This is a genomic window from Pseudomonas sp. rhizo25, assembly GCF_031931935.1.
Lineage (GTDB): Bacteria > Pseudomonadota > Gammaproteobacteria > Pseudomonadales > Pseudomonadaceae > Aquipseudomonas > Aquipseudomonas synxantha.
Window position 1 is genome coordinate 230,613 of record NZ_JAUJXA010000007.1, and the last position, 19,457, is coordinate 250,069.

Genomic DNA, 19,457 nt, shown 5'->3' on the forward strand with positions numbered 1-19,457 from the left:
GCTGGCAACCTGCAAGCGCCTTCAGCTCAATTGCGCTTCGGCCAACGTGAGTGTGCGTGGGATGCGGGTGGCGTCCCAGTGTGCAATGCCCCAATTCAGCAGCTCCCGTGGGCTGGCGTGCAGCAGTTCATCGCCGGCTGGCTGGCCAAGGGCGCGCAGGGCCCGGAGCAGCAAAGGCGTGGCCTGGTCGGCCGTCAACGGCGGTGAACGGTAGGACTTGCCCAGCTTGTGGCCGTCCGGCTGTACGATCAGCGGCACATGCAGGTAACGCGGTTGGCGCAGGCCCAGTAGCTCTTGCAGGTACAGCTGGCGCGGGGTGGAGTCGAGCAGGTCGGCGCCGCGCACGATATCGGTAACCCCTTGCCATGCGTCGTCGAGGACCACGGCCAATTGGTAGGCGTAGAGGCCATCGCGGCGACGGATGATGAAATCGCCAGCATCGCGACCCAAATGCTGTCGGAACTCGCCCTGTACGCGATCAGTAAAGTGGTATTCCAGTTCGGGCACGCGCAGACGGATGGCGGCATCTTGCTGATCGTGGCCGGCATTGCGGCACAGGCCGGGGTAAATCCCGTTATAGGGTTCCAGCTGTTTACGTGAGCATGTGCAGGCGTACGCCAGGCCGTGGCTGAACAAATCGTTCAGCACTTTGCCGTAGGCATCATGCCGTTCGCTCTGTCGGACCAGATCGCCATCCCATTCAAAGCCGTAGCTTTCCAGGGCATGCAGGATTGCTGCCTGGGCGCCGGGCTCTTCACGCGGTGGGTCGAGATCTTCCATGCGCATCAACCAGCGACCGTGGTGGGCGCGAGCGTCTAGGTAGGAGGCGAGGGCGGCTACCAGTGAGCCGAAGTGCAAATGGCCGCTGGGCGTGGGGGCGAAACGCCCGATATAGGTAGAGGCTGTCATGGGCCGGATACTACTGCAAAAGCGGTAAACGCCAGAAACAAAAATGGGGCGTTAGCACGCCCCATTCGTTCAGTTCGGCAGGGTTATTTGCCGACCTGTTTTTCCTTGATTTCAGCCAAGGTCTTGCAGTCTACGCACAGGTCCGCGGTTGGGCGGGCTTCCAGACGGCGAATACCGATCTCGACGCCGCAGGATTCGCACCAGCCATATTCCTCGTCTTCGATCAGTTGCAGGGTCTTGTCGATCTTCTTGATCAGTTTGCGCTCGCGATCACGGGCGCGCAGTTCGAGGGCGAATTCCTCTTCCTGGCTGGCACGGTCGGCCGGGTCCGGGAAATTGGCTGCTTCGTCCTTCATATGGTCAACCGTGCGGTCGACTTCCTGCATCAAGTCCTGTTTCCACTGCTTCAGGATTTTGGAGAAGTGCTCGCGCATGGGCTTGCCCATGTATTCCTCGCCCTTCGACTCAACGTAGGGTTGGAAGCCGCTGATGCTCTGTTGCTTTGCTTGGGTGGACATGAATAGACCGCCTCTCACTCTTCTAATCCATTGCGCAGGATTGCAACGTCACCGACACCTGCCGGCCCTGCGGCTGCAAGCGGGCGAACTTACCAGATAGATTCAGGGTGCGCCACTCCCGGTTGTCGAGCTCCACGACAAAGGGGTTGCAAACTGCAACAGCCCGCCATGGCTGGGGATGTACCCGCTCGAATGTTGATTTTAGTCGTTTTACAGGCGCCTGCCGGGCTCATGTTGGATGGCCGAGCAGGCAATAGAGCATGTTTTACCGCGAGGGTTCGGTAGAATCCTGATTTTGTCCTCACCGTTAAGGAAGGCTAATGGCTCAGCCCTACAGTGCGCGCAGTCGCGCTATCGAACCTTTTCATGTCATGGCGTTACTGGCACGGGCCAATGAGCTGCAGGCCGCCGGCAATGATGTGATCCACCTGGAAATCGGCGAGCCGGATTTCACCACGGCCGAACCGATCATCCAGGCCGGCCAGGCCGCACTGGCGAACGGCAAGACCCGCTATACCGCCGCCCGTGGGTTGCCGGAATTGCGCGAGGCCATCAGCGGGTTTTATCAGCAGCGTTACGGTTTGAGTGTCGATCCCGAGCGCATTCTGATCACCCCCGGTGGCTCCGGCGCCTTGTTGTTAACGAGCAGTCTGCTGGTAGACCCAGGCAAGCACTGGTTGCTGGCGGACCCGGGGTATCCTTGCAACCGACATTTCCTGCGGCTGGTAGAAGGCGCGGCCCAGTTGGTGCCGGTGGGGCCGGAGGTGCGCTACCAATTGACCGCAGACCTGGTTGCCAGGCATTGGGACCAGGACAGTGTGGGTGCGCTGGTCGCGTCTCCGGCCAATCCCACCGGGACTATTCTTACGCGAGGCGAGTTGGCCGGGCTGTCCAGTGCGATCAAGGCGCGCAACGGTCATCTGGTGGTCGACGAGATCTACCACGGCCTGACCTATGGCACCGACGCGGTCAGCGTGCTGGAAGTCGACGATGACGCCTTTGTCCTGAATAGTTTTTCGAAGTATTTCGGTATGACGGGTTGGCGCCTGGGTTGGCTGGTAGCGCCCCCGGACGCGGTCAGTGAACTGGAGAAATTGGCGCAAAACCTCTACATCAGCGCGCCGAGCATGGCCCAATACGCCGCCTTGGCCTGTTTCACCCCGCAAACACTGGGCATTCTTGAAGAGCGCCGCGCTGAATTCGGTCGACGTCGCGACTTCTTGCTGCCTGCATTGCGCGAGTTGGGATTCGGCATTGCTGTAGAGCCGGAGGGTGCCTTCTACCTGTACGCCGATATCAGCGCGTTCGGCGGTGATGCCTTCGCGTTCTGCCGTCATTTTCTCGAAACCGAGCATGTGGCCTTTACGCCGGGGTTGGACTTTGGCCGCTATCAAGCCGGTCACCATGTGCGGTTTGCCTACACGCAAAACCTCGATCGGCTACAAGAGGCGGTGGAACGCATCGCCCGTGGTTTGCGGAGCTGGCAAGGCTGATGCGATTTGATCCCCCTCTCGAAGAAGCGCGGCTGATTCGTCGCTACAAGCGTTTTCTCACCGATATCGAAACCGTTACCGGCGAGTTGCTCACCATCCACTGCCCGAATACCGGCTCGATGCTCAATTGCATGGTCGAAGGTGGCCAGGTCTGGTTCAGTCGTTCCTCCGATCCCAAGCGCAAGTTGCCGGGCACTTGGGAAATTGCTGAAACGCCTCAGGGACGGCTGGCGTGTGTCAACACGGCACGCGCCAATCAGCTGGTGGAAGAAGCACTGCGTGCCGGTGTGATTACTGAACTCAATGGCTTCACGGCGTTGAAGCGTGAAGTACCTTATGGTCAGGAGAAGAGCCGGATCGATTTTCGCCTGGATTACCCGCAGGGTGCCGCGTTCGTCGAAGTCAAAAGCGTGACCTTGGGCTTTGACGACACCTCGGTGGCGGCCTTTCCTGATGCGGTGACGCAGCGCGGGGCCAAGCACCTGAGAGAGCTGGCTTACCTGTCACGAACAGGCGTGCGAGCGGTGCAATTGTATTGCGTGAATCTATCGGGAATCGATGCGGTGCGCCCCGCCGTGGAAATCGACGCTGCCTACGCTGGCGCTTTACGTGAGGCCAAGGCCGCGGGCGTCGAGGTGCTGGCGTATGGCGTACGGGTCACGCCGCAAGAGATTTACATCGAGCGTCCATTGCATGTGCTGCTTGGTAGCTAGAGTTCTACCCATAATCCCTGTGCATCTTCCCGACCAGGCAAGGCCGTGAGGCTCTGGCCTGCACAGGGGCCGGCGATGCATTCGCCGCTTTCGATCAGGAACAGTGCGCCATGAGTGGCGCATTGGATCAGGCTGGCGCTGGCATCGAGGAAGCGGTCGGGCTGCCATTCCAGCGGGATACCGCGATGGGGGCAGCGGTTGAGATAGAAGTAGGCAATGCAGTCCCGGCGCACAGCCAGCAGCTTGCAGCCGTCGATCTCAAAACTGCGGCTGCTGTTGGGGGCGAGGTCGCCTGAGGCGCAGAGAAACTTCATTTCAATCCTTAAGTGCCTTGACGTTCAAATGCAAACAATTATCAAATGCCCGCTTCGCCCGTCAGTTGACTGGGTGCTCAATACGATGCATGGCAGGGATCATCTGTCACATCGATGAGTGCTTGAGTGGCCCTGCCTAGGAAGGAAACCCTGTTATGCGTCTGAGTACCAGCGCAATTGCGCTTGTTGCCTCACTGCTGGTCAACCACGGGGCGCAAGCCTCTGAGCTGCCACAGCGCTGGGTCAGTGCCGGAGGGGCGCTATCGGAGTGGGTAGCGGCACTGGGCGGTGAATCGAAATTGGTCGGGGTGGATACCACCAGTCAGCATCCCGAATCGCTCAAGGCGTTGCCGAGCATTGGCTATCAACGGCAGTTGTCGGCCGAAGGTATTCTCAGCCTGCAACCGCAAATCCTCGTGGGCACCGAGGAAATGGGGCCACCACCGGTCCTGGCGCAGATTCGCAATGCTGGCGTGCAGGTGGATATGTTTTCGGCCCAGCCGGATCTGCCGACCTTGAAAGACAACCTTCAACATCTGGGGAAGTTGCTCGGCAGTGAGGCCAAGGCCAACACGTTGTTTGCCGGATATGAGCAGGCGCTTGAGCAGCAAAAGAATTGGGTGAACAAGGCCCAGGCCACGCAAAGGGCGCCGGGTGTTCTGTTGTTGCTGGGCAATGCCGGTGGCAAGCCGCTGGTTGCTGGCAAGGACACGGCCGCCGATTGGCTGTTGCAGCAGGCCGGCGGGCGTAATCTGGCCACGCACACGGGCTACAAACCGTTTTCAGTGGAGTCGCTGGCAGGGTTGAGCCCGGATGTGCTGGTGTTTGCTGATCGCGCCCTCACCGGCGATGCGGCGCGGGCAGCCTTGTTCAAGGAAAATCCGATCCTTGCGTCTACACCTGCAGCCAAGAGCGGCCGAGTGTTTGAGCTGGATCCGACCCTACTGGTGGGTGGCCTGGGGCCGCGGTTGCCACAAAGCTTGGTGAAGCTGTCCGCCGGGTTTTATCCGTCCCAGGCCAAGCCTGCTCCATGACCACTCTGGTCAAGCCGAAAACACTGTTCATCGGGCTGTCGCTGTTATGTCTATTGGCGATCTGGCTCTCATTGGCCCTGGGCCCGGTCAGCCTGCCATTGGTGGACACGCTCAGGGCTGCTTTAAGACTGATGGGGGTGCCGATTGAAGCAGCAGGCTTGGAACAAGCCGAGTTGATCCTGGGGCAGATTCGCCTGCCACGAACTTTGCTGGGCCTTGCGGTCGGCGGGGTGCTTGCGTTGTCAGGGGTAGCGATGCAGGGATTGTTTCGCAACCCGCTGGCCGATCCTGGGTTGGTGGGGGTGTCCAGCGGCGCAGCATTGGGGGCAGCGGTGGCGATTGTCGGCGGTTCGTTTTTTGGCGGGCTGCCGGATGCCTTCGGGCCGTACCTGTTGTCTTTGTGCGCATTTCTCGGTGGCCTGGGCGTCACGGCGCTGGTCTATCGGCTGGGGCGTCGCAATGGCCAGACGAATGTTGCGACGATGCTGCTTGCCGGTATCGCGCTTACGGCGCTGGCCAGTTCGGCGGTCGGGCTGTTTACCTATTTGGCCGATGACGCCACTTTGCGCACCCTGACGTTCTGGAACCTCGGCAGCCTCAATGGTGCGAGCTATTCGCGGTTGTGGCCCTTGCTGTTGGTGAGCGCGGGCGTGGCGCTGTGGTTGCCGCGTCGGGCGAAGGCATTGAATGCGCTGTTGTTGGGAGAGTCTGAGGCCAATCATCTGGGCATCGATGTAGAGGGGCTCAAGCGTGAATTGGTGTTCTGCACGGCCTTGGGCGTTGGTGCGGCGGTGGCGGCGGCAGGGATGATTGGCTTTGTTGGCTTGGTGGTGCCGCACCTGGTACGGCTGCTGGCGGGGCCGGATCATCGGGTATTGCTACCGGCCTCGGTGCTGGCAGGGGCGAGTTTGTTGTTGTTTGCGGACCTGGTGGCACGCCTGGCGCTGGCGCCCGCGGAGCTGCCGATTGGTATTGTTACTGCATTTATCGGTGCGCCATTTTTCCTCTACCTGTTACTGCGGGGGCGCGCCTGATGCTGCGAGCTGAAGCGTTGCAGATACGGCGAGGGCGTAAAACCGTGCTGGCCGATGTCACCTTGAACCTGTTGCCGGGCGAAGTACTGGGCGTGCTGGGACCGAACGGCGCCGGCAAAAGTACCTTGCTGGGGGCGCTTTGCGGGGAGTTGCAGCCTGATCAGGGCAGAGTGTGGCTGGATCAGCAAGAGTTGAAGAGCCTGGGCGGCGTCCAGCGTGCCCAGCGCCTGGCGGTGTTACCGCAAAGCTCAACCCTGGATTTTGCTTTTCGTGTCGAAGAGGTGGTAGGCATGGGGCGCTTGCCCCATCAGACCGGGCGAGTGTGCGATGACGAAATTATCAATGCGGCGCTGCAAGCGGCGGATGTCGGCCACTTGAGTGGTCGCAGTTACCTGGCTTTGTCGGGAGGCGAACGGCAGCGTGTGCATCTCGCGCGGGTATTGGCGCAGTTATGGCCGGGTGAGGCGGGGCAGACGTTGTTGTTGGATGAGCCGACGTCGATGCTCGATCCTTTGCACCAGCACACCACGTTGCAGGCCATTCGCAGCTTCGCCGATAAAGGCGCTGCCGTGCTGGTGATCCTGCATGACTTGAACCTTGCCGCGCGTTACTGCGACCGCATCCTGTTGCTGAAAGACGGACGCCCTCATGCCTTGGATACGCCCTCTAAAGTCCTGCAACCTGAATCGCTCAAGGCCGTCTTTGGCTTGGAGGTTCTGGTACAGCCACATCCGGAGCGCGGGCACCCGCTGATCATTGCGCGCTGAGCTCAGTTATGTGCGGGCAAAAAAAGACCCGGCAAGAGCCGGGTCAAATAACCGTGATTAGCCTGATGAGGAGATAATCTGAGAGTCCGAACCAATGGTCTTTCAGTTATCGGCTGATCTCGCGACCAGTTGTGATAATCATAACGATTCTCATTTGAGAGTCAACATTTGTTTTTGCATGCTCATCGAGTTTTCTCAAACGCCCGTTTGTAATGCCCGTAAACATTGGGTCTGCACGCCAATCTAGTTTTTCTGACGCGTTGACATAGCATCCAGCTGACGGTTGAGCGCCTCCTTGCGCTCCGTAGGAATGTCGTTCCAGTGCACATCCATCAATGCACCTTCAATTGCATACAGCAGGACTTTCGATGCTCGAAAGCCGCGAGTTCGCACGGCTCGGTAAGCATCGACCGCTCCCAGGCGACGCAAATCGGACGCGCTGTGGATGCCCACCGCATGCAGCCACTGCGCTGACGTCTTGCCAAGGTTTTTCAGGTGTTGCAGCTCATCGTTCATCAAGCCTCCTTGCGACGGCCGAATGGTGCGGTGGGTGTCGTGACCAGGCAGCCTGAAAATGAGTGTAGCGCTCAGTAGGAAAAGCGTGGTTCTTTGGTCAGAAGCGGGCGAAAAGCTTATAAGAATGGTGTGATGGCTTTAGCGACAGGCAGGCGGCAATCGCCCGGCGTGCCTGGGACTTAGCCGGGGTTCTGGGCGAAGGCTACTTGGTACGGTAGCGCAGGCGAGTACCGAAATTGACTGACATCAGAATTTCGTCAGCCGTGAGCTCGGATGGGAAATAAGTCCCCGAAATCTGCGCGTGGGCCAGGCTGGCGCCCTCCAGCGAGCAATCGCGTAAATCCAGGCCGCGCAGGTCGGCCGAACGGAAATAGGCGTCGGTGAAGTCAACATCCTTGGCGTTCAGGTCGCGCAGGTCCAAGCCCCGGAAGTCGCCACCACGCATGTCGATGGGGCCACCCTCAGGGCGTTCCTGATTGAAGCCGCGGATGTCGTCCTTGTGCAGGAGCGCGTAGAGCGGGGTGTCGAGAAGCTTGGGCTGACTCATAATGGCGACTCCTGTTGGAATTATGACGCCATTATAGTGCCACTATTTCTGGGTCGTGCGTCGAAGTAGACGACACGACCAAGAAATATTTCTTACAGGCCCGGCAAGCGCTGACGGATATGAGCGACTAAAGCGTCGAGGGTCCCGCTTTCATTGGTCTCGACACGCTTGCTCAGCAACAGCTCCTGTGCTGTCAGCGGCTCACGACTGGCTTGCTGCTCTTCGATAACGCTCAGTGTTGCGTCGGACGGGTCGTTTTTATCCGCCTGACGTTGTGCCAGCCAACTGGCGATAACGGCTTGAGGCGCGTTGCAATCGAGGATCAGGAACGGCGCCCCGGTAGCTTCGGCGACTTGGGCAGCTGCGTCACGTTGAGCGCGTTTCAAGAAGGTCGCATCCAGCACCACCGGGTAACCGGCGCGCAGCACGGTATCGGCCATTTCGTTCAGGCGTGCGTAGGTGGCAGCGCTGGCGTCATGATTGTAGATACCGGCCTGTGGTGTGTTTTCGATCTGTTGCTCGCCAAACAGACGCTTGCGTTCCACATCCGAGCGCAGGCGCACGGCGCCCAAGGCTTCGACCAGGCGCATGGCGACATGGCTCTTGCCCACGGCTGAAACGCCATGGGTGATTGCCAGGAAGCGAGACGGAATGGTGCTGTAGCTTTCTGCCAGGTTGGCGTAATTGCGGTACTGGCGCAGGGTGTTGGCGCGCTGCACCGGGCTTGCTTCGCTCGGCATGCTGAACAGCGCAACTTTGGCGCGAACCAGCGCACGGTAGGCTTTATAGAAGTTCAGTAGCTCCAGGCCCTGGTAGTCACCGGTCAGTTCCAGGTACTGGCTGATAAAACGCCGTGCCAGGCTTTTCAGGCCGCGATCTTCCAGGTCCATGGCCAAAAACGCGGTGTCTGCGTACACATCGGTAAAGCGGAAGGGCTCGTTGAACTCGATGCAATCGAAGATCACCACGTGACCATCAATGAGGGTTGCGTTGCCTAAGTGGATATCGCCGTGGCATTCGCGGGTATAGCCATTGAGCTTGCGCTGCTCCAGCAGGGGCTTGAGACGTTCAAAACTGCTTTCAGCCCAGGCTTGCAGGGCCTCCAGTTGAGTCAGGTCGGCCTTGTCGCTAAGAAACGGGCGGATCTGGTCGAAGTTCTGGCGCACCGGAGCCATCACTTCCTCCGGCGTGCCGGCCGGATGTTCTTGGGGAACCTTGGGGGCGGTGAGGTGGAAGTGCGCAATCTGCTGGGCCATCTCGTCGATGTGCGCGCAGGTCAGTTCGCCGTTGGCTTGCAGGGTGCTGAGCATCTGGCTTTGCGGGAACTGACGCATCTTCAGCGCGTACTCGATCACTGGGCCATCGCCGCCCAGTTGCGGTGCCTCGGATGTGCCGGTAATTGGCAACACTTCAAGATACAAATCTGCGGTCAGGCGCTGATTGAGGCGCAGTTCCTCGCGACAGAAGTGGCCGCGGTCCTCCAGTTGGGTGAAGTCCAGGAAGCCGAAGTTCATCGGCTTCTTCAGTTTATATGCGTAGGCGCCTGTCAGTATCACCCAGGAAATATGGGTCTCGATGACTTGAAACGCTTCAACCGGATGAGGGTACAAAGCCGGGTTTTGCAGGGCAGCGATCAGGGACTGGCTCACGGGCGATCCTTCAAAGTCGGGGAGAAATCATGGTGGGCATTATGGCTGCTGATGCCAGTCGTGCAAACCGCTGTCCGGCTCATGTTGATCATCAATAAAGTGCGTATAATCCGCCGCCATGACTCGAACCCGATCTCCCCGTTCCCGTAAAAAACCTCCTTCCCGCAGCCTGCGCCCCTGGCTGGGCTGGGCGCTCAAGCTTGGCCTGGTTGGCCTTGTGGTGATCGCCGGCTTTGCGGTGTACCTCGATGCCGTGGTGCAGGAAAAGTTCTCCGGCAAGCGCTGGACCATTCCGGCCAAGGTGTACGCACGCCCGCTGGAGTTGTTCTCTGGCCAGAAGCTGAGCAAGGAAGACTTCCTGACCGAGCTCGACGCACTGGGCTACCGTCGCGAGCCCGTGAGCAATGGCCCGGGCGCGGCGGCCGTCAGCGGTAATACCGTCGACCTGAACACCCGTGGCTTCCAGTTCTACGAAGGCCTGGAAAAAGCTCAGCCTGTGCGTGTGCGTTTTTCCGGCGACTATGTGGCTGAGCTGTCGTCGCTCAATGGCTCCAAGCTGCCGGTGGTGCGCCTGGAACCCTTGATGATCGGCGGTATTTACCCGAAAAATCTTGAAGATCGCATCCTGATCAAACTCGATCAGGTTCCGCCGTACCTGCTGGAAACCCTGGTGGCTGTGGAAGACCGCGACTTCTACAGCCATTGGGGCGTCTCGCCGAAGTCGATTGCCCGCGCCATTTGGGTCAACACCTCCGGCGGCAAGATGACCCAGGGCGGCAGTACGCTCACGCAGCAACTGGTCAAGAACTTCTACCTGACCAACGAACGCAGCCTGACCCGTAAACTCACTGAAGCCATGATGGCAATGTTGCTGGAGCTGCATTACAGCAAGCAGGAAATCCTCGAGGCCTACCTCAACGAGGTATTCGTCGGTCAGGATGGCCAGCGCGCGGTGCACGGTTTCGGCTTGGCCAGCCAATTCTTCTTTGGGCAGCCATTGTCTGAGTTGAAGTTGCATCAAGTCGCGTTGCTGGTGGGGATGGTCAAGGGGCCGTCCTATTACAACCCGCGTCGCAACCCGGAGCGTGCGCTTGAGCGCCGTAACCTGGTACTCGATGTGCTGGAGCAGCAAGGTGTTGCCACGGCCGAGCAGGTGGCCGCGGCGAAGAAAATGCCACTGGGTGTGACCACCCGTGGCAAGTTGGCAGACAGCTCATTCCCCGGCTTTATCGACCTGGTCAAGCGTCAGTTGCGTGAAGACTACCGTGACGAAGACTTGACCGAAGAGGGTCTGCGGATCTTCACCAGCTTCGATCCGATCCTGCAAATGAAGGCCGAAGCGTCGGTCAACGACACCTTCAAGCGCCTGACCGGCCGCAAAGGCTCGGATGAAGTCGAGGCCGCCATGGTCGTGACCAACCCGGAGACCGGTGAAGTCCAGGCCATGATCGGTAGCCGCCAGGCCAGCTTCGCCGGCTTCAACCGCGCGCTGGATGCTGTGCGTCCGATAGGCTCGCTGGTCAAGCCGGCTGTCTATTTGAGCGCATTGGAAAAACCCAGCAAGTACACGCTGACCAGTTGGCTGTCGGATGACCCGCTATCGGTCAAAGGCGCCGACGGCCAGGTCTGGACGCCCAAGAACTTCGATCGACGTTCCCACGGTACGGTGTTCCTGTATCAGGGGTTGGCACATTCCTACAACATCTCGACCTCACGCCTGGGGCTTGAGGTCGGTGTGCCGAATGTGCTGAAGACATTGGCGCGACTGGGGATCGAACGTGAATTCCCGGCGTTCCCGTCCATGCTACTGGGCGCTGCGGCCATGACTCCCATGGAAGTGGCCACCATGTACCAAACCCTGGCCAACGGCGGCTTCAATACGCCGATGCGCGGTATTCGCAGTGTGCTGACCGCCGATGGCGAGCCGCTCAAGCGTTATCCGTTCCAGATCCAGCAGCGTTTCGACGCGGGCTCTATCTACCTGATCCAGAACGCCATGCAGCGCGTGATGCGTGAGGGTACTGGGCGTTCGGTCTATAACGTGCTGCCGTCGAACCTGACCCTGGCCGGCAAGACCGGTACCAGTAACGATTCGCGTGACAGCTGGTTCGCGGGCTTTGGCCAGGATGTATTGGCCGTGGTGTGGCTGGGGCGTGACGATAACGGCAAGACGCCGTTTACCGGGGCCACCGGTGCGTTGCAGGTGTGGACCAGTTTCATGCGCAAGGCCGACCCGTTGCCGCTCAACATGCCGCAGCCGGACAATATCGTGCAGGCCTGGATCGACCCGCACACCGGCCAAGGCTCTGATGCCAACTGTCCGGGCGCGGTACAGATGCCGTATATTCGCGGCAGCGAACCACCACCCGGCGCCGCATGCGGTGGCAGTGCCCCTGCTGACGCGGAATCGGTGATGGATTGGGTCAAGGGCTGGATGAATTAAGCAAAGAGGGTTTCAAGTGAACAAGTTGTGGATTCCAGCGATTGCGGCTCTGGCTTTGCTCGGCGGTTGCTCCAGCGTGCAGCGCGGCTCAATTCCCGTGGTGGACTCAAGCACGGCCGTCTCCAATAACGACCGCATCTCGGCCAATGGTGGCTTTCGCCAGACCGTGGTCAAGCGTCCTGCCCAAGCTGCAACCCAAGCGATACCGCAGGATTCAGGCGTGGTTGTTATGGTGCCTGGTAGTGGTGCCGCGACCTCGGCGCCTATCAGTGCCGAGCCATGGACTCCAGGCCCCAGCACCTCCGGGCCGGTGGATTCCGCGCCGATTCAAACTGCGCCGGTCAACCAGGGCACTTACACCATGCCATCGACGCCAAGCGGGATTCCGTCGGCATCCAGCGCAGGCGGGCTGTCGGCTGATGAACAACTGGATGGCCCGGTGCTGGCGCTGCTCACCACCGCTCAACAGCAGCAGGCGGGGGGCGACTTGAATGGCGCATCGTCTAGCCTTGAACGTGCCCAGCGCGTGGCGCCTCGCGAGCCGCAAGTGCTGTATCGTCTGGCCCAGGTGCGCATGGCCCAGGGCGATGCACCCCAAGCGGAGCAATTCGCTCGCCGTGGCCTGTCCCTGTCCAATGGTCGCCCGGCCCTGCAAGCCAGCTTGTGGGCCTTGATCGGTGATGCGCGTGCTGCCCAGGGTGACGCCGCAGGTGCCGCCCAGGCACGGCAGAAAGCCAAGGTCAGCCTCTGATGGATGCGCGTTTTCCAGCGATTGCCGAACAGTTATTGCTGATTGAGCGCGAACTGCGCGTGCAGGGCTGGTGGGACGAAGTGCCCCCCAGCGCTGAAGCGCTCAGCAGTGTCGAGCCCTTTTCGGTCGATACCCTGGACTTCCACCAGTGGCTGCAATGGATCTTCCTCGTGCGCATGAAGCAGATCTTGGAGCAGGACCTGCCATTGCCGAACGCGTCGGGAATCCTGGAAATGGCCGAGATGGTATACGCCGACCGGCCGTTGGAGAGCCTTGGCTTGCGCAATGCGCTGAAAAAGTTCGACCAATTGATCGTCGACGCTCGTTAATTGCCTGACTGCCGGTTTTTTCGGCAGTCTTGCGCACATTTCTACCGCTTGACGACATTCAGGCGAGTTTTATCCCTCCTCAAAGCCATTTCTTCTACGTTCTCATGCGCTTAGTTGGAAAAAAGCGCAATTATTGCTTGACTTGAACGGCCTGAAACAGAAGAATCCAAAGTCCGCTGTATCGGGACTGCCAGAAGCAGGCCCGCTCAGCAGATCATGAGGCGCACATCCGCGCCGACCTGTAACACCCGCAACGCGTTACCTCGCGCTGGGTGGGAAAAGCCCGCAACACTTGGGACGATCCCAATACTTGCTCAGTCAGTGCTGACGTAGTCGGCGACCACCGTCGCTCATGCTCTGTTGAGAAGTAAACCTATTAAGACCCGTCGGTTTTTAACGGACGGTATTCTGGCGTTTTAGAGGTGAACAACGTGGAGCTTTTATCTGGCGGTGAGATGCTCGTCCGCTTTTTGCGTGACGAAGGCGTCGACTATATCTACGGGTACCCAGGTGGTGCTCTGCTGCATGTCTACGACGCGCTGTTCAAGGAACCGGCTGTTACCCACATCCTGGTTCGCCACGAACAGGCCGCGACCCATATGGCTGACGGTTACGCCCGTGCCACCGGTAAAGCCGGCGTGGTACTGGTAACGTCCGGTCCAGGCGCTACCAACGCTATTACCGGCATCGCGACTGCCTATATGGACTCCATCCCGATGGTGATCATTTCCGGCCAGGTCGCCAGCACCATGGTCGGTACCGATGCATTCCAGGAAACCGACATGATCGGTATTTCCCGCCCGATCGTGAAACACAGCTTCATGATCAAGCATGCGTCGGAAATCCCGGAGGTCATGAAGAAGGCGTTCTACCTCGCACAGTCCGGTCGCCCGGGCCCTGTAGTGGTTGATATCCCGAAAGACATGACCAACCCGGCCGAAAAGTTCGAATACATCTTCCCGAAGAAAGCCAAGCTGCGCTCCTACAGCCCGGCCGTGCGTGGGCACTCGGGGCAAATCCGCAAGGCGGCAGAAATGCTCCTGGCGGCCAAGCGTCCAGTGCTCTACTCCGGTGGTGGCGTGATTCTGGGCGGTGGTTCTGCTCCGCTGACCGAGCTGGCCAAGTTGCTCAACCTGCCGGTGACGAACACCCTGATGGGCCTCGGTGCATTCCCGGGTTCGGATCGTCAGTTCGTCGGCATGCTTGGCATGCACGGCAGCTACACCGCCAACCTGACCATGCACCACGCCGACGTGATCCTGGCCGTAGGCGCGCGGTTCGATGACCGTGTGATCAACGGCGCGAGCAAGTTCTGCCCGAATGCCAAGATCATCCACATCGACATCGACCCGGCGTCTATCTCCAAGACCATCAAGGCCGATGTGCCGATCGTGGGGCCGGTGGAAAGCGTGTTGACCGAAATGGTCGCTGCACTGAAGGACATTGGCGAGGCACCGAACAAGGAATCCGTTGCCAGTTGGTGGAAGCAGATCGACGAATGGCGTGGTGATCGTGGCCTGTTCCCTTACGACAAGGGCGACGGCAGCATCATCAAGCCACAAACCGTGATCGAAACCCTGTGCGAAGTGACCAAGGGCGACGCCTTTGTGACTTCCGACGTGGGCCAGCACCAGATGTTCGCAGCCCAGTACTACACGTTCGACAAGCCTAACCGCTGGATCAACTCCGGTGGCCTGGGCACGATGGGCTTTGGTTTCCCGGCAGCCATGGGCGTGAAGCTGAGCTTCCCGGATGCCGACGTGGCTTGTGTCACCGGTGAAGGCAGCATCCAGATGAACATCCAGGAACTGTCGACGTGCCTGCAATATGGTCTTCCGGTGAAGATCGTCTGCCTGAACAACGGTGTACTGGGCATGGTTCGCCAGTGGCAGGACATGAGCTACGGTAGCCGTCACTCCCATTCCTACATGGAATCGTTGCCGGATTTCGTCAAGTTGGTTGAAGCCTATGGCCACGTCGGCATTCGCATCACCGATCTGAAAGATCTGAAGCCGAAGATGGAAGAGGCGTTCGCCATGAAGGACCGCCTGGTGTTCATCGATATTCAGGTGGATACCAGCGAGCACGTCTATCCGATGCAGATCAAAGACGGCTCTATGCGCGACATGTGGCTGAACAAGACGGAGCGTACTTAATCATGCGGCATATTATCTCCCTGCTTCTGGAGAACGAACCCGGCGCTCTGTCCCGTGTTGTCGGCCTGTTTTCGCAACGCAACTACAACATTGAAAGCCTGACCGTGGCCCCGACCGAAGACCCGACCCTGTCGCGCCTGACGTTGACCACCGTGGGCCACGATGAGGTGATCGAGCAGATCACCAAGAACCTCAACAAGCTGATCGAAGTGGTCAAGCTGGTCGACCTGTCGGAAAGTGCCCACATCGAGCGCGAACTGATGCTGGTCAAGGTCAAGGCCACGGGGGCCCAACGTGCCGAGATCAAACGGACTACCGACATTTATCGTGGGCAGATCGTCGATGTGAGCGCCAGCGTTTATACCGTTCAACTGACCGGTACAAGCGACAAGCTGGACAGCTTCATCCAGTCGATCGGGACGGCCTCGATTCTGGAAACCGTACGCAGTGGTGTCACCGGGATTGCCCGTGGCGACAAAGTACTCAGCATCTAACCCAAATTAGCGAATGGCCTTACGGCCTGGATATATAGAGGAACCTCATGAAAGTTTATTACGATAAAGATTGTGACCTGTCGATCATCCAGGGCAAGAAAGTCGCCATCATCGGCTACGGTTCCCAGGGCCACGCCCAAGCGTGCAACCTGAAAGATTCCGGCGTAGACGTCACTGTTGGCCTGCGCAAAGGCTCGGCCACCGTTGCCAAGGCCGAGGCCCATGGCCTGAAAGTGACAGACGTCGCTTCCGCCGTTGCAGCTGCCGACCTGGTCATGATCCTGACCCCGGACGAGTTCCAGTCCGCGCTGTACAAGAACGAAATCGAGCCGAACATCAAGAAAGGCGCCACCCTGGCCTTCTCCCACGGTTTCGCGATTCACTACAACCAGGTTGTGCCACGCGCTGACCTGGACGTGATCATGATCGCGCCGAAAGCCCCGGGCCACACCGTGCGTTCCGAGTTCGTCAAAGGCGGTGGTATCCCTGACCTGATCGCGATCTACCAGGACGCTTCGGGCAACGCCAAAAACGTTGCGCTGTCCTACGCTGCTGGCGTTGGTGGTGGTCGCACCGGCATTATCGAAACCACGTTCAAGGACGAGACTGAAACCGACCTGTTCGGCGAACAAGCCGTTCTGTGCGGCGGTACCGTTGAGCTGGTCAAAGCCGGTTTCGAAACCCTGGTTGAAGCTGGCTACGCGCCGGAAATGGCCTACTTCGAATGCCTGCACGAACTGAAGCTGATCGTTGACCTCATGTACGAAGGCGGTATCGCCAACATGAACTATTCGATCTCCAACAACGCCGAGTACGGTGAGTACGTGACTGGTCCGGAAGTGATCAACGCCGAGTCCCGCCAAGCCATGCGCAACGCCCTGAAACGTATTCAGGACGGCGAATACGCCAAAATGTTCATCAGCGAAGGCGCGACCGGCTACCCTTCGATGACCGCCAAGCGTCGTAACAACGCCGCTCACGGCATCGAAGTCATCGGCGAGCAACTGCGCTCCATGATGCCGTGGATCGGTGCCAACAAGATCGTCGACAAAGCCAAGAACTAAGTCGTACGCATCAAGGGAAAACGCGGCTTAGGCCGCGTTTTTTCGTTTGAGGGGCCGGTTCTGGTATAAAGCTGCATCGTTTGCGGGCGAACACTCGCCGCAAGTATCTGTCGAATTTTTTTCACACCGTTGCAAGGTAAAGTCCATGAGCGAACGTCCCGAAGAGCCAAACCAGGCTTCCGACGCCGAAAGCATGCTGCCGATCGATGAACATGTCGAAGAAGGGCATGACGCCGAAGGCCGTAAGGTCCGGCATCGTGGCATCTATCTTCTGCCCAATCTGTTTACGACGGCGAACCTGTTTGCCGGCTTTTATTCCATCATCAACTCCATGAGTGCCCAAAGTGCACTGGCGGCAGGTGATGCGGCGAGTGCCAGCAAGTATTTTGGTTTTGCTGCCATCGCAATCTTCGTGGCCATGGTGCTCGACGGCCTGGATGGGCGCGTAGCGCGGATGACCAATACCCAGAGTGCCTTCGGCGCCGAATACGACTCGTTGTCGGACATGGTCGCCTTTGGTGTCGCACCTGCGTTGCTGGCGTTTGCCTGGGCATTGGGTGACATGGGCAAGGTCGGCTGGATGGTTGCCTTTATCTATGTTGCCGGTGCCGCTTTGCGCCTGGCGCGCTTCAATACCCAGGTCGGGACCGCTGACAAGCGCTACTTCATCGGTCTGGCCAGTCCGGCAGCGGCGGGTGTTGTAGCCGGTATTGTGTGGGCATTCAGTGACTACGGTATTCAGGGCTCGAAAATGTCGTTCCTGGTCGCTTTGATGGTAGCGGCGGCCGGCATGCTGATGGTCAGCAATATCAAGTACAACAGCTTCAAGGAGCTGGATCTCAAGGGGCGCGTGCCTTTTGTGGCGATCCTCGTGGTGGTACTGGTGTTTGCGGTAGTGTTCAGCGATCCGCCGCGTATTCTGCTGTTGGCGTTCCTCGTCTACGCGGCTTCGGGGCCGATTCAGTACTTGCTGCATCTGCGTCGGGACAAAACATTGTCTTAATGTAATTTCCCCCATACTCCGCAGTCTATTGGTGCATCAGTTCTCCAATGCTGCGGAGTTGCCATGTTAATCAAATTGCCTAAAGCGTCCGATTGTCACGAATCGGATGTCACGCCTGAATCCTTCTATTTCTCTCGCCGCAGCTTGCTCGGTGGTGCGCTGGCCGGTATTGCCGCCAGTAGCTTGCCGCGTTGGGCCAGTGCGGACGATGCAGCGCGCTATGCCGATGTCGAGGCGGGCAGGGCGCCCAGTTGGTTTGCCGAGAAGCTTCCTGGAACGAAGTGGCAGGCGGTGACGGTCAAGGATGAGGCGATCACGCCGTTCAAGGACGCAACCAACTACAACAATTTTTATGAGTTCGGTACCGACAAGGGCGACCCGGCGGCGAATGCAGGTTCGCTCAAGACCGAGCCTTGGAGTGTTGTCATCGACGGTGAGGTGGCGAAGCCTGGGCGTTATGCCTTGGAAGACTTCATGAAGCCCTATGAGCTGGAAGAGCGCATCTATCGCCTGCGCTGCGTTGAAGCCTGGTCGATGGTAATCCCGTGGATCGGCTTTCCGATCTCGGCGTTGCTCAAGCAGGTTGAGCCGACCTCCAAAGCGAAGTACATCCGGTTCGAGACCCTTCAGGATCCGAAGAGCATGCCGGGGCAGCGCTCAAGTTTTGGCTTGATCGATTGGCCTTATGTAGAAGGGTTACGTCTGGATGAGGCGATGAATCCACTGGCGATCCTCGCTGTTGGCATGTATGGGCGCGAATTGCCTAACCAGAATGGTGCGCCGTTGCGCCTGGTTGTGCCGTGGAAGTATGGCTTCAAGAGTGTGAAATCCATCGTACGGATCAGCCTTGTCAGCGAACAGCCGAAAACCACCTGGCAAAGCATTGCGGCTGATGAATATGGGTTTTATGCGAACGTGAATCCCACGGTTGATCATCCGCGGTGGACCCAGGCGAGGGAGCGACGACTCCCCAGCGGCCTGTTCAGTCCGAATGTGCGCGACACGCAGATGTTCAATGGCTACTCCGATGAGGTCGCTTCTTTATATACAGGTCTCGACCTGCGGAAGAACTACTGATGCGCTTTCCAATCTGGCGCATTGGGGTCTTCATAGCTGCGGCGGTTTGGCCATTGCTCTGGCTATATGAAGCATGGAGTTTTGCCCTTGGGCCTGATCCGGGAAAAGTGCTGGTCGATCGCCTGGGCCTGGGTACGTTGATTCTACTGCTGGTCACGCTCGGGATGACGCCGCTGCAGAAGTTGAGCGGTTGGGCGGGGTGGATCGCGGTACGCCGGCAATTGGGCTTGTGGTGCTTTGCCTATGTTGTGTTGCATTTGGCGGCTTATTGCGTGTTCGTCCTTGGGCTCGATTGGTCCCAGCTCGGCGTGGAGCTGCGCAAGCGGCCTTACATAATTGTGGGGGCGTTGGGGTTTCTTGCTTTATTAGTGCTGGCTGTCACATCTAATCGCTACAGCCAGCGACGGTTGGGTAGTCGTTGGAAGAAGTTGCATCGCTTGGTCTATGTGATTCTCGGGCTTGGTCTGCTGCACATGCTCTGGATAGTTCGGGCTGATTTGAAGGAGTGGGCTGTCTACGCTTCCATCGGTGCGCTGCTTCTTCTGCTGCGGGTGCCTCCAGTTATGCGGCGAATCCCCCGTCTTATTGCTAAAAAAGCACCTTCTGCCACAAAAGTGTAATTAACCCTTGACGACAGATTCCAGAC

The 19,457-nt window shown here is 58.9% G+C and carries 20 protein-coding genes; 14 read left to right on the plus strand and 6 right to left on the minus strand.

Going from position 1 to position 19,457, the window contains the following annotated elements; translation table 11 throughout:
* Positions 1 to 21: 21 nt before the first annotated feature.
* The gene (gluQRS, locus tag QZR30_RS17820; RefSeq protein WP_056845698.1) at positions 22 to 909 is read right to left on the minus strand and encodes a tRNA glutamyl-Q(34) synthetase GluQRS; all 888 of its coding nucleotides are present in this window, start codon (positions 907 to 909) and stop codon (positions 22 to 24) included.
* Between the two features lie 83 nt (positions 910 to 992).
* Positions 993 to 1,427: an RNA polymerase-binding protein DksA gene (gene dksA, locus QZR30_RS17825; RefSeq protein WP_005791430.1), complete on the minus strand. Its 435-nt coding sequence runs from the start codon at positions 1,425 to 1,427 to the stop codon at positions 993 to 995.
* A 320-nt stretch (positions 1,428 to 1,747) separates the two neighbouring features.
* On the opposite strand from dksA, the gene QZR30_RS17830 reads away from it, so the two are divergent.
* On the plus strand, positions 1,748 to 2,920 hold the full coding sequence (locus QZR30_RS17830; protein WP_311903775.1) for a pyridoxal phosphate-dependent aminotransferase: 1,173 nt from the start codon (positions 1,748 to 1,750) through the stop codon (positions 2,918 to 2,920).
* Positions 2,920 to 3,633, plus strand: a complete 714-nt coding sequence (gene sfsA, locus QZR30_RS17835; RefSeq protein WP_043050604.1) for a DNA/RNA nuclease SfsA — start codon at positions 2,920 to 2,922, stop codon at positions 3,631 to 3,633. Before QZR30_RS17830 ends, sfsA begins: the two co-directional genes overlap by 1 nt.
* Here sfsA and QZR30_RS17840 read toward each other — a convergent pair.
* On the minus strand, positions 3,630 to 3,947 hold the full coding sequence (locus QZR30_RS17840; protein WP_056845695.1) for a Rieske (2Fe-2S) protein: 318 nt from the start codon (positions 3,945 to 3,947) through the stop codon (positions 3,630 to 3,632). The two genes, sfsA and QZR30_RS17840, sit on opposite strands and share 4 nt — an antisense overlap.
* Before the next feature lie 155 nt (positions 3,948 to 4,102).
* Here QZR30_RS17840 and QZR30_RS17845 point away from each other — a divergent pair, with 155 nt between their 5' ends.
* From QZR30_RS17845 to QZR30_RS17855, 3 genes are read left to right on the plus strand one after another with little or no spacing between them, the layout of a single operon-like run.
* Positions 4,103 to 4,981, plus strand: a complete 879-nt coding sequence (locus tag QZR30_RS17845; protein ID WP_046069536.1) for a heme/hemin ABC transporter substrate-binding protein — start codon at positions 4,103 to 4,105, stop codon at positions 4,979 to 4,981.
* Positions 4,978 to 6,015 (plus strand): FecCD family ABC transporter permease, encoded by a 1,038-nt coding sequence (locus QZR30_RS17850; RefSeq protein WP_046069535.1) that lies wholly within the window; start codon positions 4,978 to 4,980, stop codon positions 6,013 to 6,015. Before QZR30_RS17845 ends, QZR30_RS17850 begins: the two co-directional genes overlap by 4 nt.
* Positions 6,015 to 6,782: a heme ABC transporter ATP-binding protein gene (locus QZR30_RS17855; RefSeq protein ID WP_311903780.1), complete on the plus strand. Its 768-nt coding sequence runs from the start codon at positions 6,015 to 6,017 to the stop codon at positions 6,780 to 6,782. The genes QZR30_RS17850 and QZR30_RS17855 overlap by 1 nt, the downstream gene beginning before the upstream one ends.
* Positions 6,783 to 7,025: 243 nt before the next feature.
* On the opposite strand, the gene QZR30_RS17860 is transcribed toward QZR30_RS17855, so the two are convergent.
* The 3 genes from QZR30_RS17860 to QZR30_RS17870 all read right to left on the minus strand — a co-directional run bounded on the left by QZR30_RS17860 (position 7,026) and on the right by QZR30_RS17870 (position 9,494).
* The gene (locus QZR30_RS17860) at positions 7,026 to 7,298 is read right to left on the minus strand and encodes a TfoX/Sxy family protein (protein WP_046069533.1); all 273 of its coding nucleotides are present in this window, start codon (positions 7,296 to 7,298) and stop codon (positions 7,026 to 7,028) included.
* 202 nt (positions 7,299 to 7,500) lie between these two features.
* Positions 7,501 to 7,845: a pentapeptide repeat-containing protein gene (locus tag QZR30_RS17865; RefSeq protein ID WP_311903781.1), complete on the minus strand. Its 345-nt coding sequence runs from the start codon at positions 7,843 to 7,845 to the stop codon at positions 7,501 to 7,503.
* A 92-nt stretch (positions 7,846 to 7,937) separates the two neighbouring features.
* A complete protein-coding gene (locus QZR30_RS17870; protein ID WP_198719420.1) occupies positions 7,938 to 9,494 on the minus strand; it encodes a bifunctional aminoglycoside phosphotransferase/ATP-binding protein in 1,557 nt (518 codons plus the stop codon).
* 118 nt (positions 9,495 to 9,612) lie between these two features.
* Between QZR30_RS17870 and mrcB the strand changes: the two genes are divergently transcribed.
* The 9 genes from mrcB to msrQ all read left to right on the plus strand — a co-directional run bounded on the left by mrcB (position 9,613) and on the right by msrQ (position 19,431).
* On the plus strand, positions 9,613 to 11,937 hold the full coding sequence (gene mrcB, locus QZR30_RS17875; protein WP_056845691.1) for a penicillin-binding protein 1B: 2,325 nt from the start codon (positions 9,613 to 9,615) through the stop codon (positions 11,935 to 11,937).
* Between the two features lie 16 nt (positions 11,938 to 11,953).
* On the plus strand, positions 11,954 to 12,688 hold the full coding sequence (locus QZR30_RS17880) for a tetratricopeptide repeat protein (RefSeq protein ID WP_046069529.1): 735 nt from the start codon (positions 11,954 to 11,956) through the stop codon (positions 12,686 to 12,688).
* Complete coding sequence (locus QZR30_RS17885; RefSeq protein ID WP_046069528.1) at positions 12,688 to 13,017, plus strand: YqcC family protein; 330 nt, start codon at positions 12,688 to 12,690, stop codon at positions 13,015 to 13,017. The genes QZR30_RS17880 and QZR30_RS17885 overlap by 1 nt, the downstream gene beginning before the upstream one ends.
* A gap of 431 nt (positions 13,018 to 13,448) precedes the next feature.
* Positions 13,449 to 15,173: an acetolactate synthase 3 large subunit gene (locus QZR30_RS17890; RefSeq protein WP_046072565.1), complete on the plus strand. Its 1,725-nt coding sequence runs from the start codon at positions 13,449 to 13,451 to the stop codon at positions 15,171 to 15,173.
* Between the two features lie 2 nt (positions 15,174 to 15,175).
* Entirely contained in the window at positions 15,176 to 15,667 is a 492-nt protein-coding gene (gene ilvN / locus QZR30_RS17895; RefSeq protein WP_003176102.1) for an acetolactate synthase small subunit, read from the plus strand.
* Between the two features lie 47 nt (positions 15,668 to 15,714).
* Positions 15,715 to 16,731: a ketol-acid reductoisomerase gene (gene ilvC, locus QZR30_RS17900; RefSeq protein ID WP_003176099.1), complete on the plus strand. Its 1,017-nt coding sequence runs from the start codon at positions 15,715 to 15,717 to the stop codon at positions 16,729 to 16,731.
* A 145-nt stretch (positions 16,732 to 16,876) separates the two neighbouring features.
* Positions 16,877 to 17,734 carry a CDP-diacylglycerol--serine O-phosphatidyltransferase gene (pssA, locus tag QZR30_RS17905; RefSeq protein ID WP_043050593.1) on the plus strand — a complete coding sequence of 286 codons (858 nt, stop codon included), beginning with the start codon at positions 16,877 to 16,879 and terminating at the stop codon, positions 17,732 to 17,734.
* 63 nt (positions 17,735 to 17,797) lie between these two features.
* Entirely contained in the window at positions 17,798 to 18,811 is a 1,014-nt protein-coding gene (msrP, locus tag QZR30_RS17910) for a protein-methionine-sulfoxide reductase catalytic subunit MsrP (protein WP_046069527.1), read from the plus strand.
* Entirely contained in the window at positions 18,811 to 19,431 is a 621-nt protein-coding gene (gene msrQ / locus QZR30_RS17915; RefSeq protein ID WP_046069526.1) for a protein-methionine-sulfoxide reductase heme-binding subunit MsrQ, read from the plus strand. Before msrP ends, msrQ begins: the two co-directional genes overlap by 1 nt.
* Positions 19,432 to 19,457 lie beyond the last annotated feature (26 nt).

Bases quoted from the DNA above. Each gene is read 5' to 3' on its own strand.
- gluQRS (WP_056845698.1), bottom strand. From the start codon at position 909: ATGACAGCCTCTACCTATATCGGGCGTTTCGCCCCCACGCCCAGCGGC.
- dksA (WP_005791430.1), bottom strand. From the start codon at position 1,427: ATGTCCACCCAAGCAAAGCAACAGAGCATCAGCGGCTTCCAACCCTAC.
- QZR30_RS17830 (WP_311903775.1), top strand. From the start codon at position 1,748: ATGGCTCAGCCCTACAGTGCGCGCAGTCGCGCTATCGAACCTTTTCAT.
- sfsA (WP_043050604.1), top strand. From the start codon at position 2,920: ATGCGATTTGATCCCCCTCTCGAAGAAGCGCGGCTGATTCGTCGCTAC.
- QZR30_RS17840 (WP_056845695.1), bottom strand. From the start codon at position 3,947: ATGAAGTTTCTCTGCGCCTCAGGCGACCTCGCCCCCAACAGCAGCCGC.
- QZR30_RS17845 (WP_046069536.1), top strand. From the start codon at position 4,103: ATGCGTCTGAGTACCAGCGCAATTGCGCTTGTTGCCTCACTGCTGGTC.
- QZR30_RS17850 (WP_046069535.1), top strand. From the start codon at position 4,978: ATGACCACTCTGGTCAAGCCGAAAACACTGTTCATCGGGCTGTCGCTG.
- QZR30_RS17855 (WP_311903780.1), top strand. From the start codon at position 6,015: ATGCTGCGAGCTGAAGCGTTGCAGATACGGCGAGGGCGTAAAACCGTG.
- QZR30_RS17860 (WP_046069533.1), bottom strand. From the start codon at position 7,298: ATGAACGATGAGCTGCAACACCTGAAAAACCTTGGCAAGACGTCAGCG.
- QZR30_RS17865 (WP_311903781.1), bottom strand. From the start codon at position 7,845: ATGAGTCAGCCCAAGCTTCTCGACACCCCGCTCTACGCGCTCCTGCAC.
- mrcB (WP_056845691.1), top strand. From the start codon at position 9,613: ATGACTCGAACCCGATCTCCCCGTTCCCGTAAAAAACCTCCTTCCCGC.
- QZR30_RS17885 (WP_046069528.1), top strand. From the start codon at position 12,688: ATGGATGCGCGTTTTCCAGCGATTGCCGAACAGTTATTGCTGATTGAG.
- ilvN (WP_003176102.1), top strand. From the start codon at position 15,176: ATGCGGCATATTATCTCCCTGCTTCTGGAGAACGAACCCGGCGCTCTG.
- ilvC (WP_003176099.1), top strand. From the start codon at position 15,715: ATGAAAGTTTATTACGATAAAGATTGTGACCTGTCGATCATCCAGGGC.
- pssA (WP_043050593.1), top strand. From the start codon at position 16,877: ATGAGCGAACGTCCCGAAGAGCCAAACCAGGCTTCCGACGCCGAAAGC.
- msrP (WP_046069527.1), top strand. From the start codon at position 17,798: ATGTTAATCAAATTGCCTAAAGCGTCCGATTGTCACGAATCGGATGTC.
- msrQ (WP_046069526.1), top strand. From the start codon at position 18,811: ATGCGCTTTCCAATCTGGCGCATTGGGGTCTTCATAGCTGCGGCGGTT.